Annotated in this window: 13 protein-coding genes; 4 read left to right on the forward strand and 9 right to left on the reverse strand. The window is 70.9% G+C overall.

Translation table 11 applies throughout. The annotated features are described in order from the left end of the window. Nucleotides 1-101 precede the first annotated feature (101 nt). The 7 genes from BLW00_RS15600 to BLW00_RS15625 form a co-directional block, all read right to left on the reverse strand. Complete coding sequence (locus BLW00_RS15600) at nucleotides 102-2,243, reverse strand: oxidoreductase (protein ID WP_092555768.1); 2,142 nt, start codon at nucleotides 2,241-2,243, stop codon at nucleotides 102-104. Nucleotides 2,244-2,315: 72 nt separating this feature from the next. Next, complete coding sequence (locus BLW00_RS15605) at nucleotides 2,316-3,188, reverse strand: SDR family oxidoreductase (protein ID WP_092555770.1); 873 nt, start codon at nucleotides 3,186-3,188, stop codon at nucleotides 2,316-2,318. A 2-nt stretch (nucleotides 3,189-3,190) separates the two neighbouring features. Further along, nucleotides 3,191-4,381, reverse strand: coding sequence for an acyl-CoA dehydrogenase family protein (locus BLW00_RS15610; protein WP_092555772.1), 1,191 nt, complete (start codon nucleotides 4,379-4,381; stop codon nucleotides 3,191-3,193). Beyond that, nucleotides 4,378-6,147, reverse strand: a complete 1,770-nt coding sequence (locus BLW00_RS23815) for an AMP-binding protein (protein ID WP_217634393.1) — start codon at nucleotides 6,145-6,147, stop codon at nucleotides 4,378-4,380. The genes BLW00_RS15610 and BLW00_RS23815 overlap by 4 nt, the downstream gene beginning before the upstream one ends. Next, nucleotides 6,144-7,520 (reverse strand): 3-phosphoshikimate 1-carboxyvinyltransferase, encoded by a 1,377-nt coding sequence (gene aroA / locus BLW00_RS23820; RefSeq protein ID WP_217634394.1) that lies wholly within the window; start codon nucleotides 7,518-7,520, stop codon nucleotides 6,144-6,146. Before aroA ends, BLW00_RS23815 begins: the two co-directional genes overlap by 4 nt. A 116-nt stretch (nucleotides 7,521-7,636) precedes the next feature. Next, nucleotides 7,637-8,458: an anti-sigma factor family protein gene (locus BLW00_RS15620; protein WP_092555774.1), complete on the reverse strand. Its 822-nt coding sequence runs from the start codon at nucleotides 8,456-8,458 to the stop codon at nucleotides 7,637-7,639. Next, nucleotides 8,455-8,961, reverse strand: coding sequence for a sigma-70 family RNA polymerase sigma factor (locus BLW00_RS15625; protein ID WP_092555776.1), 507 nt, complete (start codon nucleotides 8,959-8,961; stop codon nucleotides 8,455-8,457). The genes BLW00_RS15620 and BLW00_RS15625 overlap by 4 nt, the downstream gene beginning before the upstream one ends. 165 nt (nucleotides 8,962-9,126) lie before the next feature. On the opposite strand from BLW00_RS15625, the gene BLW00_RS15630 reads away from it, so the two are divergent. Further along, on the forward strand, nucleotides 9,127-9,657 hold the full coding sequence (locus tag BLW00_RS15630; RefSeq protein ID WP_092555778.1) for a COG4315 family predicted lipoprotein: 531 nt from the start codon (nucleotides 9,127-9,129) through the stop codon (nucleotides 9,655-9,657). Nucleotides 9,658-9,662: 5 nt separating this feature from the next. Here BLW00_RS15630 and BLW00_RS15635 read toward each other — a convergent pair whose 3' ends face one another. Continuing rightward, nucleotides 9,663-11,393: a class I adenylate-forming enzyme family protein gene (locus BLW00_RS15635; protein ID WP_092555780.1), complete on the reverse strand. Its 1,731-nt coding sequence runs from the start codon at nucleotides 11,391-11,393 to the stop codon at nucleotides 9,663-9,665. Nucleotides 11,394-11,492: 99 nt separating this feature from the next. Here BLW00_RS15635 and BLW00_RS15640 point away from each other — a divergent pair, with 99 nt between their 5' ends. The 3 genes from BLW00_RS15640 to BLW00_RS15650 all read left to right on the forward strand — a co-directional run bounded on the left by BLW00_RS15640 (nucleotide 11,493) and on the right by BLW00_RS15650 (nucleotide 15,315). Continuing rightward, a complete protein-coding gene (locus tag BLW00_RS15640) occupies nucleotides 11,493-11,870 on the forward strand; it encodes a nuclear transport factor 2 family protein (protein ID WP_092555782.1) in 378 nt (125 codons plus the stop codon). Nucleotides 11,871-11,967: 97 nt separating this feature from the next. Then, the gene (locus BLW00_RS15645; RefSeq protein WP_092555784.1) at nucleotides 11,968-13,755 is read left to right on the forward strand and encodes an Ig-like domain-containing protein; all 1,788 of its coding nucleotides are present in this window, start codon (nucleotides 11,968-11,970) and stop codon (nucleotides 13,753-13,755) included. A gap of 108 nt (nucleotides 13,756-13,863) precedes the next feature. Beyond that, the gene (locus BLW00_RS15650) at nucleotides 13,864-15,315 is read left to right on the forward strand and encodes a phytoene desaturase family protein (RefSeq protein WP_092555786.1); all 1,452 of its coding nucleotides are present in this window, start codon (nucleotides 13,864-13,866) and stop codon (nucleotides 15,313-15,315) included. A gap of 104 nt (nucleotides 15,316-15,419) precedes the next feature. On the opposite strand, the gene BLW00_RS15655 is transcribed toward BLW00_RS15650, so the two are convergent. Beyond that, the gene (locus BLW00_RS15655; RefSeq protein ID WP_092555788.1) at nucleotides 15,420-16,058 is read right to left on the reverse strand and encodes an MBL fold metallo-hydrolase; all 639 of its coding nucleotides are present in this window, start codon (nucleotides 16,056-16,058) and stop codon (nucleotides 15,420-15,422) included. Nucleotides 16,059-16,077: the final 19 nt, after the last annotated feature.

Raw genomic sequence — 16,077 nt, forward strand, 5'->3', positions numbered from 1 at the left:
CTGTGCGTCGAGATGCGATGTCAGGGGGAGCTTATCGTCGCGCGCAACGGTCGCGGTGTCCCCAGTACGGGAGCACCGCGGCGTGTCGCACCGCACACTTTTCAGGCGGCGAGGCGGCGGGCGGCGTCGATGCCCTGGCGGGTGGCGCGCACGGCGTCGACGCGGGAGGCGTCGAGGGCGCCGCCGACGACCTCGTGGCGGATGCCCCGGGCCGCGAGACCGGCGCTCAGGGGGTCGTGGGAGACCTGCCCGGCGCAGACGATGACGACGTCCGCGGGAACCAGCGACGACGTGCCGTCGGCGAAGATCACCTCGACGCCCTCCGGCGTGATGCGGCGGTAGTCGAGGTCGGAGACGAACTGCACGCCCGCCTCCCGCAACTCGCCGAGCGCGACCCAGCGCGATGTGAGACCCATGCCGGCGCCGAACTTGCCGGTGCGGCGCAGTACCGTCACCGAACTGCCGGGCCGCGGGGCGAACGGTGCCGCTCCGGGGCGCTCGCGCACCCGGGTGCGCTGAGGGAGCGCATCCGACTCCAAGTACGTGCTCGGCGACGCCAGCTGGAACTGCTCTTCGAAAGCCCGGGCCCGAACGGCCGGGTCGTGCGAGAGCACCAGGAACTTCGCCGTGTCGATGCCGATGCCGCCACCGCCGATGATCGCGACGCGCCCCTCGGGCACCCCGTCGAGGATCGCCCGCTCGTAGGAGAGCACGTGCGGCAGCGACGCCCCGGGGATGTCGACCGTGCGCGGCCGCACTCCGGTCGCCACGACCACACCGGCGTATCCGCCTTCCGCCAGTTCGTCGACGGTCACCGGATGCGACACCTCCACCCGCGCGCCGAGCTCGGACAGGCGGGCGGAGTAGTGCGCCACGGTCAGTGCGTAATCCTCTTTCGTGGGGATGCGGGCGGCCAGCGTGAACTGCCCACCGAGGTGCGCATCCGCTTCGAAGAGGGTGACCCGGTTGCCCCGGGCGGCGAGGTCTTCGGCCGCGATGAGCCCGGCCGGACCTCCTCCCACCACCGCGTAGTGCGCGGGGGCGGCGCTCAGCGTGAGCGGATACCGCGTCTCGGTTGCGGCCCGGGGGTTCACCAGGCACGACACCGGCTGCTTCACGAACGAGCGGTCGAGGCACGCCTGGTTGCAGCCGATGCAGGAGTTCACGGCGTCGAAGTGGCCGTTGCGCGAGCGGTCGACGATCGCGGCGTCGGCGAGGAACGGCCGCGCCAGCGCGACGGCCGTGATGGCCCCGCGGGCCAGGATGTCCTCCGCGTCGCGCAGGTCGGTGAGCCGGTTGCTCGCGATGACGGGGACGGCCGTGGGCGCAGTCGGGTCGGACGGCAGGGCGATCGCCCGCGCCACCGCCTCGGCGTAGCGCAGCCACACCCCGTGCGGCACCGCCGCCTGAACCGTCGGCACCTTCGACTCGTGCCAGCCGATGCCCACGTTGAGCGCATCCGCTCCCGCCCGCACGAGGTCGCGGGCGAGCGCGTCGGTCTCGTCTTGCGTGCTCGACTCCGGCACCAGGTCGGCTCCCGACATCCGCACGATCACGGGCACGTCGAAGCCCACGCCCCGACGCACGGCGCGCAGCACCTCCACCGCGAAACGTCGGCGGCGGCGGGCGTCACCGCCCCACTCGTCGTCGCGCCGGTTCGTGACGGGCGAGCAGAACTGGTTGATCAGGTAGCCCTCCGAGGCCATGATCTCCACGGCGTCGAACCCGAGTTCGACGGCGCGTTCGGCCGCGACGCGGAAGTCGTCGATGGTGCGGAGGATGCCCAGTTCGTCGAGTTCCACCGGAACCTGTGCGCCGGCGCTCCGCCAGGCGAGGGGGGAGGGGGCGACCGGATGCACGGGCCGGCCGTGCGCATCCGTCACCCCGTCGAGCAGGGCGTAGCGCCCCGCGTGGAAGAGCTGGGCCGCGATGAACCCGCCGGCCTCGTGCACGGCGGCGGCCGCGGCGGCGAAGCGCGCGTCGCTCGCCGGGTCGCCGAGCACGCTGAAGTCGTCGGCCCCGCAGCCCTCGGCATTCACCGCGAGTCCGCCCGTGATGATGAGCGTCGCTCCGCCCCGGATGCGTTCGGCGTAGTAGGCCGAGAGCGCCGCGCCCCCGTCGTCGAGCGTTTCGAGGCCCGTGTGCATGCTGCCCGTGATGACACGGTGCGGCAGCTGCAGCGCGCCCAGTCGCCAGGGCGAGAAGGTGCGCTCGAGCGCGGGGGTGGCGTCGTCGCCGTGCATCCGGATGCTCCGATGTGTCGAGGGTTGAGGACGAAGGAAGGTGCGGGTACCCGGAAGGCTACCCGCCCGAGGCTATTCCCCCGAATATTCGGCCGGTGTGACGGCGGCCCCCGATGCCCCCTCGCCCAGAACCGCTTCGCGCAGATCACCCGTCGTGTCGGCCCAGAACGGGGGCGCCACGATCGTGAGCCCGCCGTCGACCTGCAGCACCTGACCGGTGATGTACCCGGCCTTCGCCGAGAGCAGGAAGTCGGCGGCATCCGCCATGTCGTCGGCCGTGCCGGGGCGGCCGAGCGGGATCTTCTCGAGCACCGTCTGCATCGGCGCCATGCCCGGCACCTTGTTGTAGAAGTAGTCGAGCGAGTCGGTGTCGATCAATCCGCCGTTCACCGCGTTCACGGTGATGCCGCGCGGGCCGAACTCGGTGGCCATGAACTTCACGTAGGCCTCGTTCGCCGCCTTCGCGGCACCCAGCGCCGCGTAGGTCGGGAAGGCTCGCAGCGATCCATAGCTCGTGATGGTGACGATGCGGCCGCCCCGGTCCATGAGCTCGGCGGCACGGATGGCGCCGAGCACGAAGGAGCGGGTGTTCATGGCGTAGCTGCGGTCGAGGTGGTGCACCTTCAGCTGCGAGACCGGCTTGAACGCGCTCGCCGCGGCATTCGCGACGAAGGCGTCGAGCCGGCCGTAACGGTGGCGCACCTCGTCGAAGAGGCGGTCGATGTCGTCGGGGTTCTCGATGTCGGCCTGCACGGTGAAGCCCGATCCGCCGGCCGCCACCACGTCGGCGAGCGACTCCTCGGCCAGGTCGGCGTTGACCTTGTAGTTCACGACCACCGCGGCGCCCTGGGCGCCGAGCTTCTGCGCCAGCAGGCGGCCGATTCCGCGGGAGGCGCCGGTGATGACGACGACGCGGGGGTTCTGGTTCTCGGTGTTCTCGGTCATGCTCAGGCCTCGGCGTTCTCGGTCGTCGGATGGGTGGCGGCGTAGTCGAGCAGCACGGCCCGCGCCACGACGGTCTTCTGGATCTCGTTGGTGCCCTCTTCGAAGCGCTGGGCGCGCGCATCCCGGTAGACCCGCTCGATCGGGTTGCGGGCCCAGTAGCCCTGCCCGCCGTGGATCTGCAGCGCCTTGTCGGTGACCCGGGCGAGCATGTCGACGGCCACGATCTTCGAGGCACTGGAGAGCGGCGCCGCATCCGGGGCGTCGTTCTCGTAGGCGCGCGCGGCTTCCAGCACGAGGGCGCGGGCGGCCGCGATGTCGGCGTAATTCTCGGCGAGGTAGGTCTGGATGACGGGCCGCTCGGCGAGTTTCTTGCCGAAGGTCTCGCGCTTCAGCGCGTACTCGATCGCCAGCTCCTGCGCTCGTTCTGCGAGCCCCACGGCACTCATCGCGACCGAGACGCGGCTGGGCAGCAGGAAGCCGCCGAGCGCGACCTTCAGACCGTCGCCTTCTTCGCCGAGGCGCGCGCTCACCGGCACTGGTGTGTCGGTGAAGTGCAGGATGGCGTGGTCGGTGCCGTGCACGCCCATCGTGTGCGAGTCGTCGATGACCTCGGCGCCCGGGAGGCCCGTGTTCGGCACGAGCAGGGCGACGGTGCCGTCTTTGCCGATGGTGCCTTCGAGCCGGGCGAAGAGCAGCCAGTAGTCGCACTTGACGCCGAAGGTGATGAGGTGCTTCTCGCCGTTGAGGTAGTAGGTGTCACCCTCGCGGCGCACGGTGGAGCGCAGGTCGGCCCCGGTTCCGGCGGTGGCCTCGGTGAGCGTGAACGCCACCAGCACCTCGCCCGACACGGCCTTCTTCACGAGCTCGCGCTGCTCCGCGTTAGCGAACGGCTCCATGGCGCGCCAGGTGCCGTTGTTGACGTGCACGAGCATCCGGATCGACGCGTGCGAGCGCGACACGATCTCGAGCAGCTCGAGGTAGCGGGGGAACGGGATGCCGCGCCCGCCGAGCTCCACGGGGGCGGCGAGGCTGAGGTAGCCGCGGTCGCGCAGCTCCTCGTAGAGCTCGCGGGGCACGTCGCCCTCCGCCTCGATGCGCTCGGCCCAGATCTCACCCGGGCCGCGCACCCAGGCCTCGATCTCGGCCTTCAGCTGCTGGAACTCGTTCTCGTCGATGGCGGTGTCGGTGTTCACGCTTCTGTGCTCTCCAATGCGGTGCTGTCGTTCTCGGCTGCCAGCAGCGCGGCGACGCGCTCCCGCAGCAGGTTCTTCTGGATCTTGCCGACCGGGTTACGGGGCAGGGCCTCGATGGCCTCGAGCCGCTCCGGCCAGTAGTACTTCGACACGCGCGCGGCGGCCAGGAACTCCTGCATCTCGGTGAAGCCGAGCGGTTCCTGCCCGTCGGCGGTCACCACGAACGCGCAGGCGCGCTCGCCGAGCCGCGGATCGGGCATCGCGACGATCGCGACATCCTTGACCCGCGGATGCGTGAACAGCAGGTTCTCGATCTCCACCACCGGGATCTTCTCGCCGCCGCGGTTGATGACGTCTTTGACCCGCCCGGTGACGTGCAGGAATCCGTCGGTGTCGACGATGCCGAGATCGCCGGTCTTGTACCAGCCGTCGGGCGTGAACACCTCGGCGGTGAGGTCGGGGCGGTCGAGGTAGCCGAGGAAGAGGGTGGGGGAGAGCAGCTCGTAGTTGCCCTCGCGCCCGGCCGGCAACTCGGTGCCCTCGTCGTCGACGATACGGATGCGGATGCCGTCGAGCGGCCGCCCGTCGGTTCCCCAGGCGGAGCCCGGCGGGTCGCTCGGGGCCGACAGGGTGCCGAGGCAGGTCTCCGTGGTGCCGAACGCGCCGCAGACCGCGGTGTCGAGCACGCGGGTGGCGCGCTCGGCGAGCTCGCGGGGCACGGCGGCGCCGGTCGCCACGAAGATGCGCAGGCTCGACGGTTGCGTCTCACCGCCCTCGACGGCTTCGACCACGTCCATCAGGAACGGGGTGGCCGCCTGAACGAAGCTGGCGTGCGCGCCGCCGAAGGCCTGCCGGAGGGCGACCTTCGGATCCCAGATCGGCTGCACGACGGATGCGACACCCAGCTGCCAGCTGAGCAGTAGGCCGTAGAGAAAACCGGTCTGGTGGGCGAGCGGGGAGGGGATGTAGATGCGGTCGTCGGTGGTGAGGCCGAGGTGAGCGACCTCCATGGCGGTGGCGAGATCGAGTGAGCGGTGCGCGTGCTGCACGCCCTTCGGCTCGCCCGTGGTGCCCGAGGTGAAGAGCAGTTGAGCGACATCCGTCTCGCTGGGCCGTCGCGCCGCGATCGCGGCCGGCTCGGCGTGCGCGGCAGCGGTGGCGGCGTCGAAGTCGTGCCATTCCCACGCCTGGAGCGTCGGCTCACTCGTCCCGAAGTGGGCAGAACGACCCCTTTCCACCCCACTTTGGGACGAGTCGGCGGGAGCGGCGCCCGCGCGGGGCGCGCCCGAGGGGTCGGTGTCGCCGATCACGAGAACGTGCTCGACGAGCAGGGTGCGACCGCTCGCGGCGGCCTCGCGCACCACGGCGGCGAGCTCCTCGGCGTGGTGGCGCTTGCGGAACGAGCGCGGCAGCACCAGCACGCGTGCCTTCGCCCGGGCCAGCACCATCGCCACCTCGCGCTCGCCGAACACGGGCATGATCGGAGCGACCACGGCGCCGATCTGCAACACGCCGAGTGTCACGGTGACGCACTCGGCCCAGTTGGGCAGCTGGAAGGCGACGGATTCGCCGGGCTGCACGCCCAGATCGAGCAGAACCGCGGAGACGCGGTCGGCCTCGGCCTTGAGCTCCGCCCAGCTCAGGGTGCGCGGGCGATCGCCGACCTCGATCACGGCCGGCGCATCCGGTTGCTCGCGGGCGAGCACATCGACGGCGGCGGTGACGCCGGGTGCAAAGGCGAACGGAGCCGTTCCGGTGCCGCTCACGAGGCGAGCGCCTGCTCGGAGCGCGACTTCTCGGCGCCCGCGAGCGAGGTGATCGCCATGTCGAGCCCGACGCTCGTCATCGCTTGGAGGAACGTGGGATAGGAGATGCGGTAGGCGCGCGGATAGGTGAGCCGCGACTCCCCGTCGGCGCGTGTGGCCGCGACGGAGAGCGACATCAGCACTCGGTGGTCGTTGAACGACGACATCGGGGCCCCGCGCAGCTCGTCGACGCCGGTGATGAGCAGCTCCGATCCGGTGTCGACGAGGTCGCCGCCGAGCTTGTTGAGCTGCAGCATCGCGTTCACCCGGTCGGACTCCTTGAGCCGGATGTGCGACACGTTGCGGAGCCTCGAGGTGCCGTGCGCGAAGCTCGCCAGGGCGGCCAGCACGGGCAGCAGATCGGGAATGGGCTGGCAATCGATGTCGAGCGGGTTCAGCTCGATGCCGTCGTGCCGCACGCGCACGAATCCGGTCTCCTCGTCGTGCTCCATCGGGAGGCCCATCGCGGCGACGAGGTCGAGGAACTCGGCCTCGGGGTGGTCGGTCTCGGCCGAGGTGGTGGCGGTGAGCCCCCGGAACAGCACGTCGGAGGGGTGGATCGCGGCGGCCGCGAGCCCGAACGCGGCCGAGCCGATGTCGGGCGGGATCGTGTAGTCGGTCGCGGTGGCCGTCTGGCCGGCGGGGATCGTGAAGGTGCGCCAGTCGTCGGAGTGCTCGACCACGAGCCCCCAGTGCCGCATCATCCGCACCGTCAACTCGACGTAGGGCCGTTCGTTGAGCTCGCCGATCACCTCGACGGTCGTCTCCTTCTCGGCGAAGGGGGCGAGCAGGAGCAACCCCGAGAGCCATTGCGACAGCGTGCCCGGGATGGTGACGTGACCGCCGGCGGGGGCGCCCGGCTGCACCGTGATGGGCGGGCGGTCGTTGTCGGCGGAGTACTTCACGCCGAGCTGCCCGAGCGAGTCGAGCAGCGCCTTGATGGGGCGGCGGCGGAAGTACTTCATCCCGGTGAGGGTGATGGGCCGGTCGGCGAGCGACGCGAGACCCGTCATGAAGTACAGGGTGGTGCCGGAGGAGCCGACGTTCAGCACGCCCTGAGCCGAGATCGAGCCGTGGTCCACCACGTCGTTGCGGGTGTGGTAGCGGCCGCCGTGCACCACGTAGGTGTCGCCGTCGATGTCGATACGGGTGCCCAGCGCGCGGAGCACGCCCACCGTCCAGACCACCTGCCGGGTCTCGGAGAGGCCGCGCACGACGCTGCGCCCTGGAGCCAGCGACGCCAGCACGAGGGCACGATGCGCATGGTATTTGGATACGGGGATGTTCAGCTCACCGCGGATCGGGGTCTCGGAACCGCTTACGAACAACTGCACGCCAGTGCACCTCCTGAAGATGTGTCGCGGGCTCCGGCAAGTGGAGTCGCACAGGCAACGAAAAGGTATCGGGGTCAATCTTGCCACTTCGGATGGGGTGGCGTTGCCCGATCCGATCAGAGCGTGGTGCGCGTCAGGGGGCGATCGCTGCCGGCGACGCGGATGTCGACCGACTGCAGCTCGCTGGTCGGGATGCTCGTCGAGGCCGACAGGTTTCCTGCCCTCTCGCCGCCCGCCGACCAGCTGGCGACCGTGGTCTCGGCGCCCTGCGCATCCGTCACCACCAGGTCGTAGGTGATGGTGTCGGATCCGGGGTACACGGGGCGGTCGGCGCCGTAGGTGCAGCTCCAGTCGAACCGGGTGCCCCAGGTCTTCTCCGTGATGGCGAGTTCGGCGTCGACGAATCCGGGCTCGACCTGCGCCATGGCGCGCGCGATGCCGTCGCCGGGTGTGCCCTCGGTGCCTGCACCGTCGGTCGGGACAGCCGTCGGGCTCGCCGTGTCGATCGCGAGCGGCGTTTCGGGCGCGCCGGCCGACCCCAGCCCGAATCCGGCGAACAGGCCGGCGACGGCGAGCACCGCGCCGACCCCGGCCACCAGGCCGATCGTGCGGCGCCGCGTGCGGGTGCGCCGGCGCCGCACCGAGCGAGCGAGATGCCGCACGAGGTCGGGCTCGGCGGGAGGGAGGGCAGGCGGCGTGGTCGGCGTGACCGACTCGTCGAGCAGCGCCACGGCTTCGGCGGGGCTCAGCTTGCCCAGGATGCCGGGGAGGCCCGCGAGTTCGGCGACCGCGGCGGTGCAGGCCGGGCAGGAGGCCAGGTGCCGTTCGAAGGCGCGGCGCTCCTCAGGTCCGAGCATGCCGAAGACGTAGGCGGCATCCCAATCCCGATACGGATCGTGGGCGCGGTCGGGGTCGAAGGACGCGTTCGGGTCGGTCATTCGGTCACCCCCCTTTCCTGCAGGGCGAGGCGGAGCGCTCGCAATGCGTAGTGGATGCGGGAGCGCACCGTGCCCACCGGCACGTTCTCCCGCTCGGCGATCTCGGCGGCGGATTGGCCGAGGTAGTAGGAGCTCACGATGGCGGTGCGGTGCTCGAGTGACAGCGACAGCAGCGCGTCGGAGAGCAGCCATTTGTCGAGCACCGCATCCGTCTCGTCGTGCACGCCACGATCGGGTACCTCGTCGGTCGGGAACTCGTGCGCATGGCGGGCGCTGCGGCGATCGTCGATCACCAGGTTGCGGGCCACGGTGAAGAGCCAGGAGCGGGCGGCCTCGTCGCTCTGCTCGAGGATGGCCGGCGACCGCCAGGCGCGCAGCAGCGACTCCTGCACCACGTCTTGCGCGAAATTCTGGTCGTGGGTGAGGCGCACGACGTACCGGAAGAGCGCCGGCCCGTGGGCGTCGTGGATCGCCCGCAGCAGCTCGGCTTGATCCTCGGACATCGATACCTCCAACCACCACAACGGGAGGAGGGGCGGTTGCGTTCAATTGTGGGCCCGATCCGGTGCAGATCAGGCCCACAACTGGGATCCGGCTGGGAGCCTGAACGATTCCGGGTCATGCACCGTCTTCCCCTTCGACAGGCTGAAACCATCGAAGGAGCCATCATGAACACTCGAATCACTCTCGCTGCCGCCGCCGCCGCGGTCGCCCTCCTGGCGCTCGCCGGATGCTCGTCCAGCGGATCGTCGGGCAGCTCGGCCGGCACGTCACCCGACAGTTCGTCCAGCTCGTCGTCGGGCACCTCCTCGGGCACGGCCGAGGTCAGCACCGCGAATTCGTCGCTCGGTGAGATCGTGGTCGACGGCACGGGCATGACCGCGTACTACTTCGACAAGGACACCGCCGGCTCGGGCACGAGCGCGTGCACGGGCGACTGCGCGAAGCTGTGGCCGGCCATCGAATCGGCGACCACGACCCCCGTCGTCGACGGCGTCAGCGGAACCGTCGCCACCATCGAGGGCGTCGACGGCGGCAACCAGATCACCATCGACGGACGCCCGATCTACACCTTCGCGAACGACAAGAAGCCCGGTGACGTGGCCGGACAGGGTGTCGGAGGAATCTGGTTCGCGGTCTCGCCCTCGGGTGAGGAGCTCACCTCGGCCACTCCCGCGTCATCCGGAGCCGGCTACTAGGGCCGCTACGGGGTCACGAACACCCCCGCGGCCAGGTCGGCGGGCGCTTGGCTCTTCATCAAGAAGTGCTGCTTCTTGCCCGTGGCCGTGTAGGGCAGTTCATCGACGAAGGCGTAGCGCCGCGGCCGCTTGAAGCGGGCGAGGGCGACGCTGTCCTGGCAGAAGCGGTCGAGCTCGGTCGCGGCGGCGGCCGGGTCCTCGAGCGAGCCGGGGCGGCGCTGCACGTAGGCCACGACGACCTCGCCCCATTCCGCATCCGGAACCGCCGTCACGATGCTGTCGGCGACTCCCGGATGCCCGGCCAGCACCTCCTCGATCTGCACCGGATGCACGTTCTCACCGCCCGAGATGATCATGTCGTCCTTGCGCCCCACGATCGTCACGATCTCGTCGCCGTTCCAGGTGGCGAGGTCGCCGGGGTACACCCAGCCGTCGCGGAACTTCTTCTCCTGCTCCGCGGCGTTGTGCATGTAGGCGTAGCCGCTCTTCACCGAGCGCATGATCACTTCGCCCACCGTGCTGCCGTCCTGCGGCACGGTGTCGGTCGGATCGGCCATCCGGTCGGGGTAGACGTTCACCACCACCACGTCGTCGTCGAGACAGGCGCGACCGGATGCGCCCGCCGCGTCGGGCAGGTCGTCGGGGCGCAGGTAGGTGTTCCAGAACGCCTCCGTGGTGCCGTAGCCGTTCGCGATGCGCGGCGTGATGGTGCGCTGGTAGCGCAGGGCTGCGGCACGCTCGAGCGGCGCGCCCATGGTGACGATGCCGGAGAGCGAGGAGAGGTCGCGCGGCCGGGCCTCCTGCTCGTCGGCCAGGCGCTCGAGGTTCGTGGGCGCCCCGATCACGTAGGTGAGGCCGTGCCGCTCCACGAGGTCGAGCACGAGCCCGGGCTCGAACTGCGGCAGCGTCACCACCTCGGAGCCCACGTAGAAGGCGGTGTTGGGCCCGGCGCAGTAGTTGCCGCCGCGATGGAACCAGGGCGACATGTTCATGGTCTTGTCGGTGGGCCCGAGCGGGAAGTGCATGATCGCGTCGTGCGCGGTGAGCACCTCGTTGAGGCTGGTCAGCGGCACTGCCTTCGGCATGCCGGTGGTGCCGGAGGTGTAGAGGCGGGAGGTCTCATCCCACACCGAACCGCCCTCGGGGGCGCGGAAGGTCGGGGCGCCTTCGACGAGCAGGTCGGCGAACGGGATCGTGCCCGGCACGAGCTCGATCGCGGCGGCCACGGCGGCCCCGTCGCCGACCGCGACGAGCACCTCGGGAACGAAATCGGTCAGGCCGAGCGCGGTGCGGACATCCGGGGCCGCCGACGCTTCGTAGACGAAGATCCGCGGCTTCGACTCGCCCAGGATGTGCGCCGTCTCGGCCGGCGCGAGCCGGAAGTTCATCGGCGACGACACCGCCCGCAGCCCCTGGGATGCGACGTACAAGAAGGCGAACTCGGGCCGGTTCATCAGCTGGTAGCCCACGATGTCACCCACCCCGATGCCGTGTTCGGCGAGCCCGGCGACGAGCGCTCCGGTGATCTCGCCGAGCTGCCGATAGGTCCAGGACTCGCCCGTGGTCGAATCGGTGATCGCGGCGCGGTTCGCGTACCGGTGCGTGTTGCGCTCCACCGCCGAGGCGTAGGTGAAATGCTGCTCGAACACCTGGCGCAACGCCGTGGGGTCGTAGTCGGTGTTGCCGGCCGATGCGGCCGCGGCGGTGGTGTGTGCGGAGGGGGCGCTGATGCTCATGAGACCTCGTTCTGTTCGGATTCCAGGTATACAGCGCCGAACACCGCGCAGTCATCCCGAACCCTTGCGCCGGCGTCTCCGACGTGCCCAGACTGTCTCATGGCCGACGACGTCACCGCCCCTGTTTCCGCCTGGATCGACGGCTACCGCCGAGCGTGGGAGTCGAATCATCCGGATGACATCCGGGCCCTCTTCGCCGAAGACGGCGAGTACCGCACCGAGCCCTACGCCGACCCCTGGACGGGTCACGAGGAGATCGTGGCCGGCTGGCTCGAGGCGCAGGACGACCCGGGCGAGACGACGTTCTCGTGGCATCCGGTCGCCGTCGACGGCCCCGTCGCGGTCGTGCAGGGCACCACCGTCTACTCCGGCGGGCCGGTCTACAGCAACCTCTGGGTCATCCGCCTCGCCGACGACGGGCGGGCCAGCGAGTTCACGGAGTGGTGGATGGAGCAGAACATCGACGCCGGGGGCTGACCGCCGCGAGGTCTGTACCCGCGAGGCGTCGACTGTTAGGGTGAGCGGCACCGACGGCGGGGTCGAGCCTGCCGTCCGTGGACCTCAGGGGGACCAGATGGCAACGACGCCAGGGCAGAAGACCGACCGACGCGCTCACGGGCGCTCGCGCATCCGCACCACCGTCGCCGGGGGAGGCGTGTTCGCCCTCGTGGCCGGCGGCCTCTTCTTCGGCGGCGGCGCCGGTGCCGCCAACGCCGCGCTCCCGCAGGCGCCGGTGGAGTTCACCGTTCCGGGCAGCGTCGACACCTGGACCGTGCCCGCCGGAGTGACCTCCGTTCAGCTCACCTTGAACGGCGCCTCGGGCGGCCGAGGCGGCGGCACCAACGGCGGAGCGGCCGGGGTGGGGGCGACCATTTCGGGAACCCTCGCCGTGACGGCGGGCGACGAACTCGAGGTGCACGTCGGCGAAGCAGGCACCGACGGCTACCGCCTCGAACCCGGCGACGACGGCTACGACGGGCCGAGCGACGGTGACGCCGGTGTCGGCGGCCAGGGCTGGACCGAGGGCGGCGAGGGCGGCCACGGCTCGTTCCTCGCGCGTTCGGGTGGTGGCGGCGGCGGATCGACGGCCGTGGTGGTGAACGGCGACACGGCGAACGCGATCGTGGCGGCGGCCGGAGCGGGCGGCGGAGGCCGCGGTGTGGTGGGCTTCTGCTTCGGCGGCGACGCCGGCGATGCCGGCGAAGCCGGTCATGCGCCGCGCGACGACGACGCGTTGCCGGCCGACCCCGACTTCGGGTTGCACTGCCTGGCCGAAGGCGCCGGCGGTGTGCTGAACGACTCGGATGACGGCGACGGCACCAACGGCGGCGACGTCGACTTCCTCGGCGGTGGAGGCGGCGGCGGTGGCGCCTCGTACTTCGGCGACGGGCTCTCCGGCGGCGAAGGCGGCCACGCCGGCGCGCTGCCGTTCGTCGACGACAGCGACCCGTCGACCCCCGACGCGGCCGTGGGCTCGCCCGATGAGGGCATCACCTTCGGCCTGGGCGGCGGCGGCGGTGGCGGAGCCGGCGGCGGATCGTCGACCACCGGCCTCGAAGACACGAGCACCGGACTCGCCGCACTCGGCGACGGATCCGTGACCATCGTCTACAGCATCGAGTACGCCACGGCGACGTCGATCGCGATCGTCCCGGCCTCGCCGGTGTTCGCCGACGATCTCACCGTGACCGTGACGGTCGAGAACCTCACCACGGCCGACCTGCCCACCGGCACGGTTTCGCTGATGATCGGAACCGACACCCCGCTGACCGCTCCGGTGGTCGACGGGCAGGCGGTGTTCACGCTCACCGCTCCGTATCCGGCCGGCACCCACGCGGTCTCGGCGGCGTTCGTCCCCGACGACATCTCGCCCTACGCGCCGTCGTCGAGCGAGACGACGCTCACCATCGCCAAGGCGCCGACCACCACCACCCTCGTGGTCGACCCGGCCAGTGTGCGCACCGGATCGTCGGCGCGCCTGACCGCGACGGTCGGATCGGCCACCGACGTCGTGCCCACGGGCACGGTGGCCTTCTATCGCGGAACCCAGCACCTCGGCGATGCCACGCTCTCGGCGACGGGAACGGCGTCGCTCTCGGTGACCACGACCGGCACGGGAACCGGGCAGATCACCGCCCGGTTCCTGGGCGACCCGAACTTCCTCGCCTCGACGAGTGCGCCGGTCGCCCTCACCGTGACTGCGGTTCCCGTCGTGCCGGCGGTGCTGGCGAACACCGGGTTCTCGCTGAACGACGTGCTGCCCTGGGCGATCGCGCTCCTCGTGGCGGGCGCTCTCGCCTACGCGATCGGCACGATCCTCCGTGTGCGCTCCCGCACCCGCTCTCAGGGCCCCAAGGAGTAGCCCCGCCCGCTCCGACTCGTCCCATTTCAGGCAGAAACTCTGATTCTCGCCCGATCTGGGACGAGTCGTAGGCGGAGTGCGTGAGAAGAGGCTCGGTAGTCTGGCGACATGAGTTCGGGGCCGGTCGACGTCGTCGTGGTGGGCAGCGGGCCGAACGGGCTCGCCGCCGCCGTCACCATGGCGCGGGCAGGCCTTTCGGTGCGCGTGTTCGAGGCAGCCGGATCGGCGGGCGGTGGCTCCCGGTCCGCCGAGCTCACGCTGCCGGGGCACTGGCATGACGTGTGCTCGGCGGTGCATCCGATGGCTCTGGCATCCTCGTTCTTCCGCGAGTTCGGCATCGAGCAGCGCGTGTCTTTCGTCACCCCGGAGGTCTCCTACGCGCAGGTGCTCGACCACGGCCGCGCCGGAATCGCCTGGCGCGATCTCGACCGCACCGTGGACGGGCTGGGCGTCGACGGTGCGGCCTGGCGCCGGCTCTTCGGCCCGCTCCTCGAACATCAGGACGCGGTGGTCGAATTCGCGATGTCGCCGATGCTGCGCCTGCCCCGCCGGCCGTTCGCGGCGGTGTCGATGGTCTCCCGGATGCTCGCCTCGGCTCGAGCGGCCGATGCCGGCTTCGAGACCGACGAGGCGGGCGGGATGCTCGCCGGCGTGAGCGCGCACTCGATCGGCCCGATCGCGTCGCTCGGCGCGCGCGGGGCCGGAATCCTGCTCGGCATGCTCGCCCATGCACCCGGTGGCTGGCCCATCCCGGTCGGCGGTTCGCAGGCGATCGTCGACGCACTGGTGGCCGACCTGCGCGCACACGGGGGAGAGGTGGTGACCGAGACGCGCATCCACTCGCTCCGGGAACTGCCCTCGGCGCACGCCGTGCTGCTCGACGTCACGCCGCGCGCGCTCGACCTCATCGGCGGCGACCTGCTGCCGAGCGGCTACCGCGGCGCGTTGCGGCAGTTCCGCTACGGCAACGCGGCCGCGAAGGTCGACTACGTGCTCGACGGACCGGTGCCGTGGGCGAACCCCGACGTCGCCCGCGCCGGAACGGTGCACCTCGGCGGCGCCGCGGCCGAGGTCGACGCGGCCGAACGCGAACTGGCGCGGGGAGCGCATCCGAAACGCCCCTACGTGCTGGTCTCGCAGCCGAGCGGGTTCGATCCCGGCCGGGCGCCCGAAGGGCGCACGATCGTCTGGGCCTACACGCACGTGCCCCGCGCATCCGGCCGCGACATGACGGACGCCGTCACCGCCCGCATCGAGCAGTACGCACCGGGCTTCCGCGACCGGGTGGTGGCCTCGGCCGCGATCCCGGCCTCGGCGCTGCAGCTCTACAACGCCAACTACGTCGACGGCGACATCGCGAGCGGCGCCGCCACGGTGGGCCAGTTGCTCGCCCGGCCCGTGCTCTCGGGCACTCCGTGGCGCACGCCGCTCGACGGCGTCTACCTCTGCTCGGCCAGCACCGCGCCGGGCCCCGGGGTGCACGGCATGGCCGGCTGGCACGCCGCCCGCACCGCGCTCCGCGACGTCTTCGGCACGGAGCCCCCGTCCCTGGCCCCCTGACCCCTCCTCGCGACCCGTCGATTTTGGCCCTAAAACGCGCCGGGAAGGGCCAAAATCGACGGTTCGCGAGGAGGGGACGGGGAGGAGCGCCCTAGGAGTTATTCCTAGAGGTCGAGCGTGTCGCCCGGCTGCAGGGCGAAGTACTCGCCGCCACCCTGCGCCGTCGCCCAGCCGAGACGGTCGTTCGAGAGGTTCTTGCCGGCCACCGAGAGCACCATCTCATGGGTCGGGAAGGCGCGCTTGGGTTTGACTTCGAGCACGTAGTCCATCGCTTCGCCGACCTTCATCCACGGGGCACCCGCCGGCACCGCCAGCATGTCGACGTCGACGCCCTCGGGCACGGCGAAGGAGTCGCCGGGGTAGTAGAGCACGTCGTTGATGAGCACGCCCACGTTGTCGATCAGCGGGATCGAGGAGTGGATGAGGGCGTGCACGCCGCCGAAGAACCGCAGCGTGAACGGCCCCACCTCCACGGTGTCGCCCGGGTCGACGCGAGTGATCGCGAAGTCGGAGGCGGCCTCGACGACACCCTGCGGTCCGTAGATCACGGCGTTCGGCGAGGCCTCGAGGATGCGGTTCAGCTGGTCGGGCGTCCAGTGGTCGGCGTGCTGGTGCGTGATCACGACGGCGACGGTCTCCGAGGCTTCGGTGATCGGGGTCGTGAACGATCCCGGGTCGACGAAGAGCTTCTTGCCCGATTGCTCGAGGAGGAGGGCCGCGTGTTCGAATTTCGTGAGTCTCATGTCTTCAGACTCAACACCA

The organism is Herbiconiux ginsengi, assembly GCF_900107435.1.
GTDB lineage: Bacteria > Actinomycetota > Actinomycetes > Actinomycetales > Microbacteriaceae > Herbiconiux > Herbiconiux ginsengi.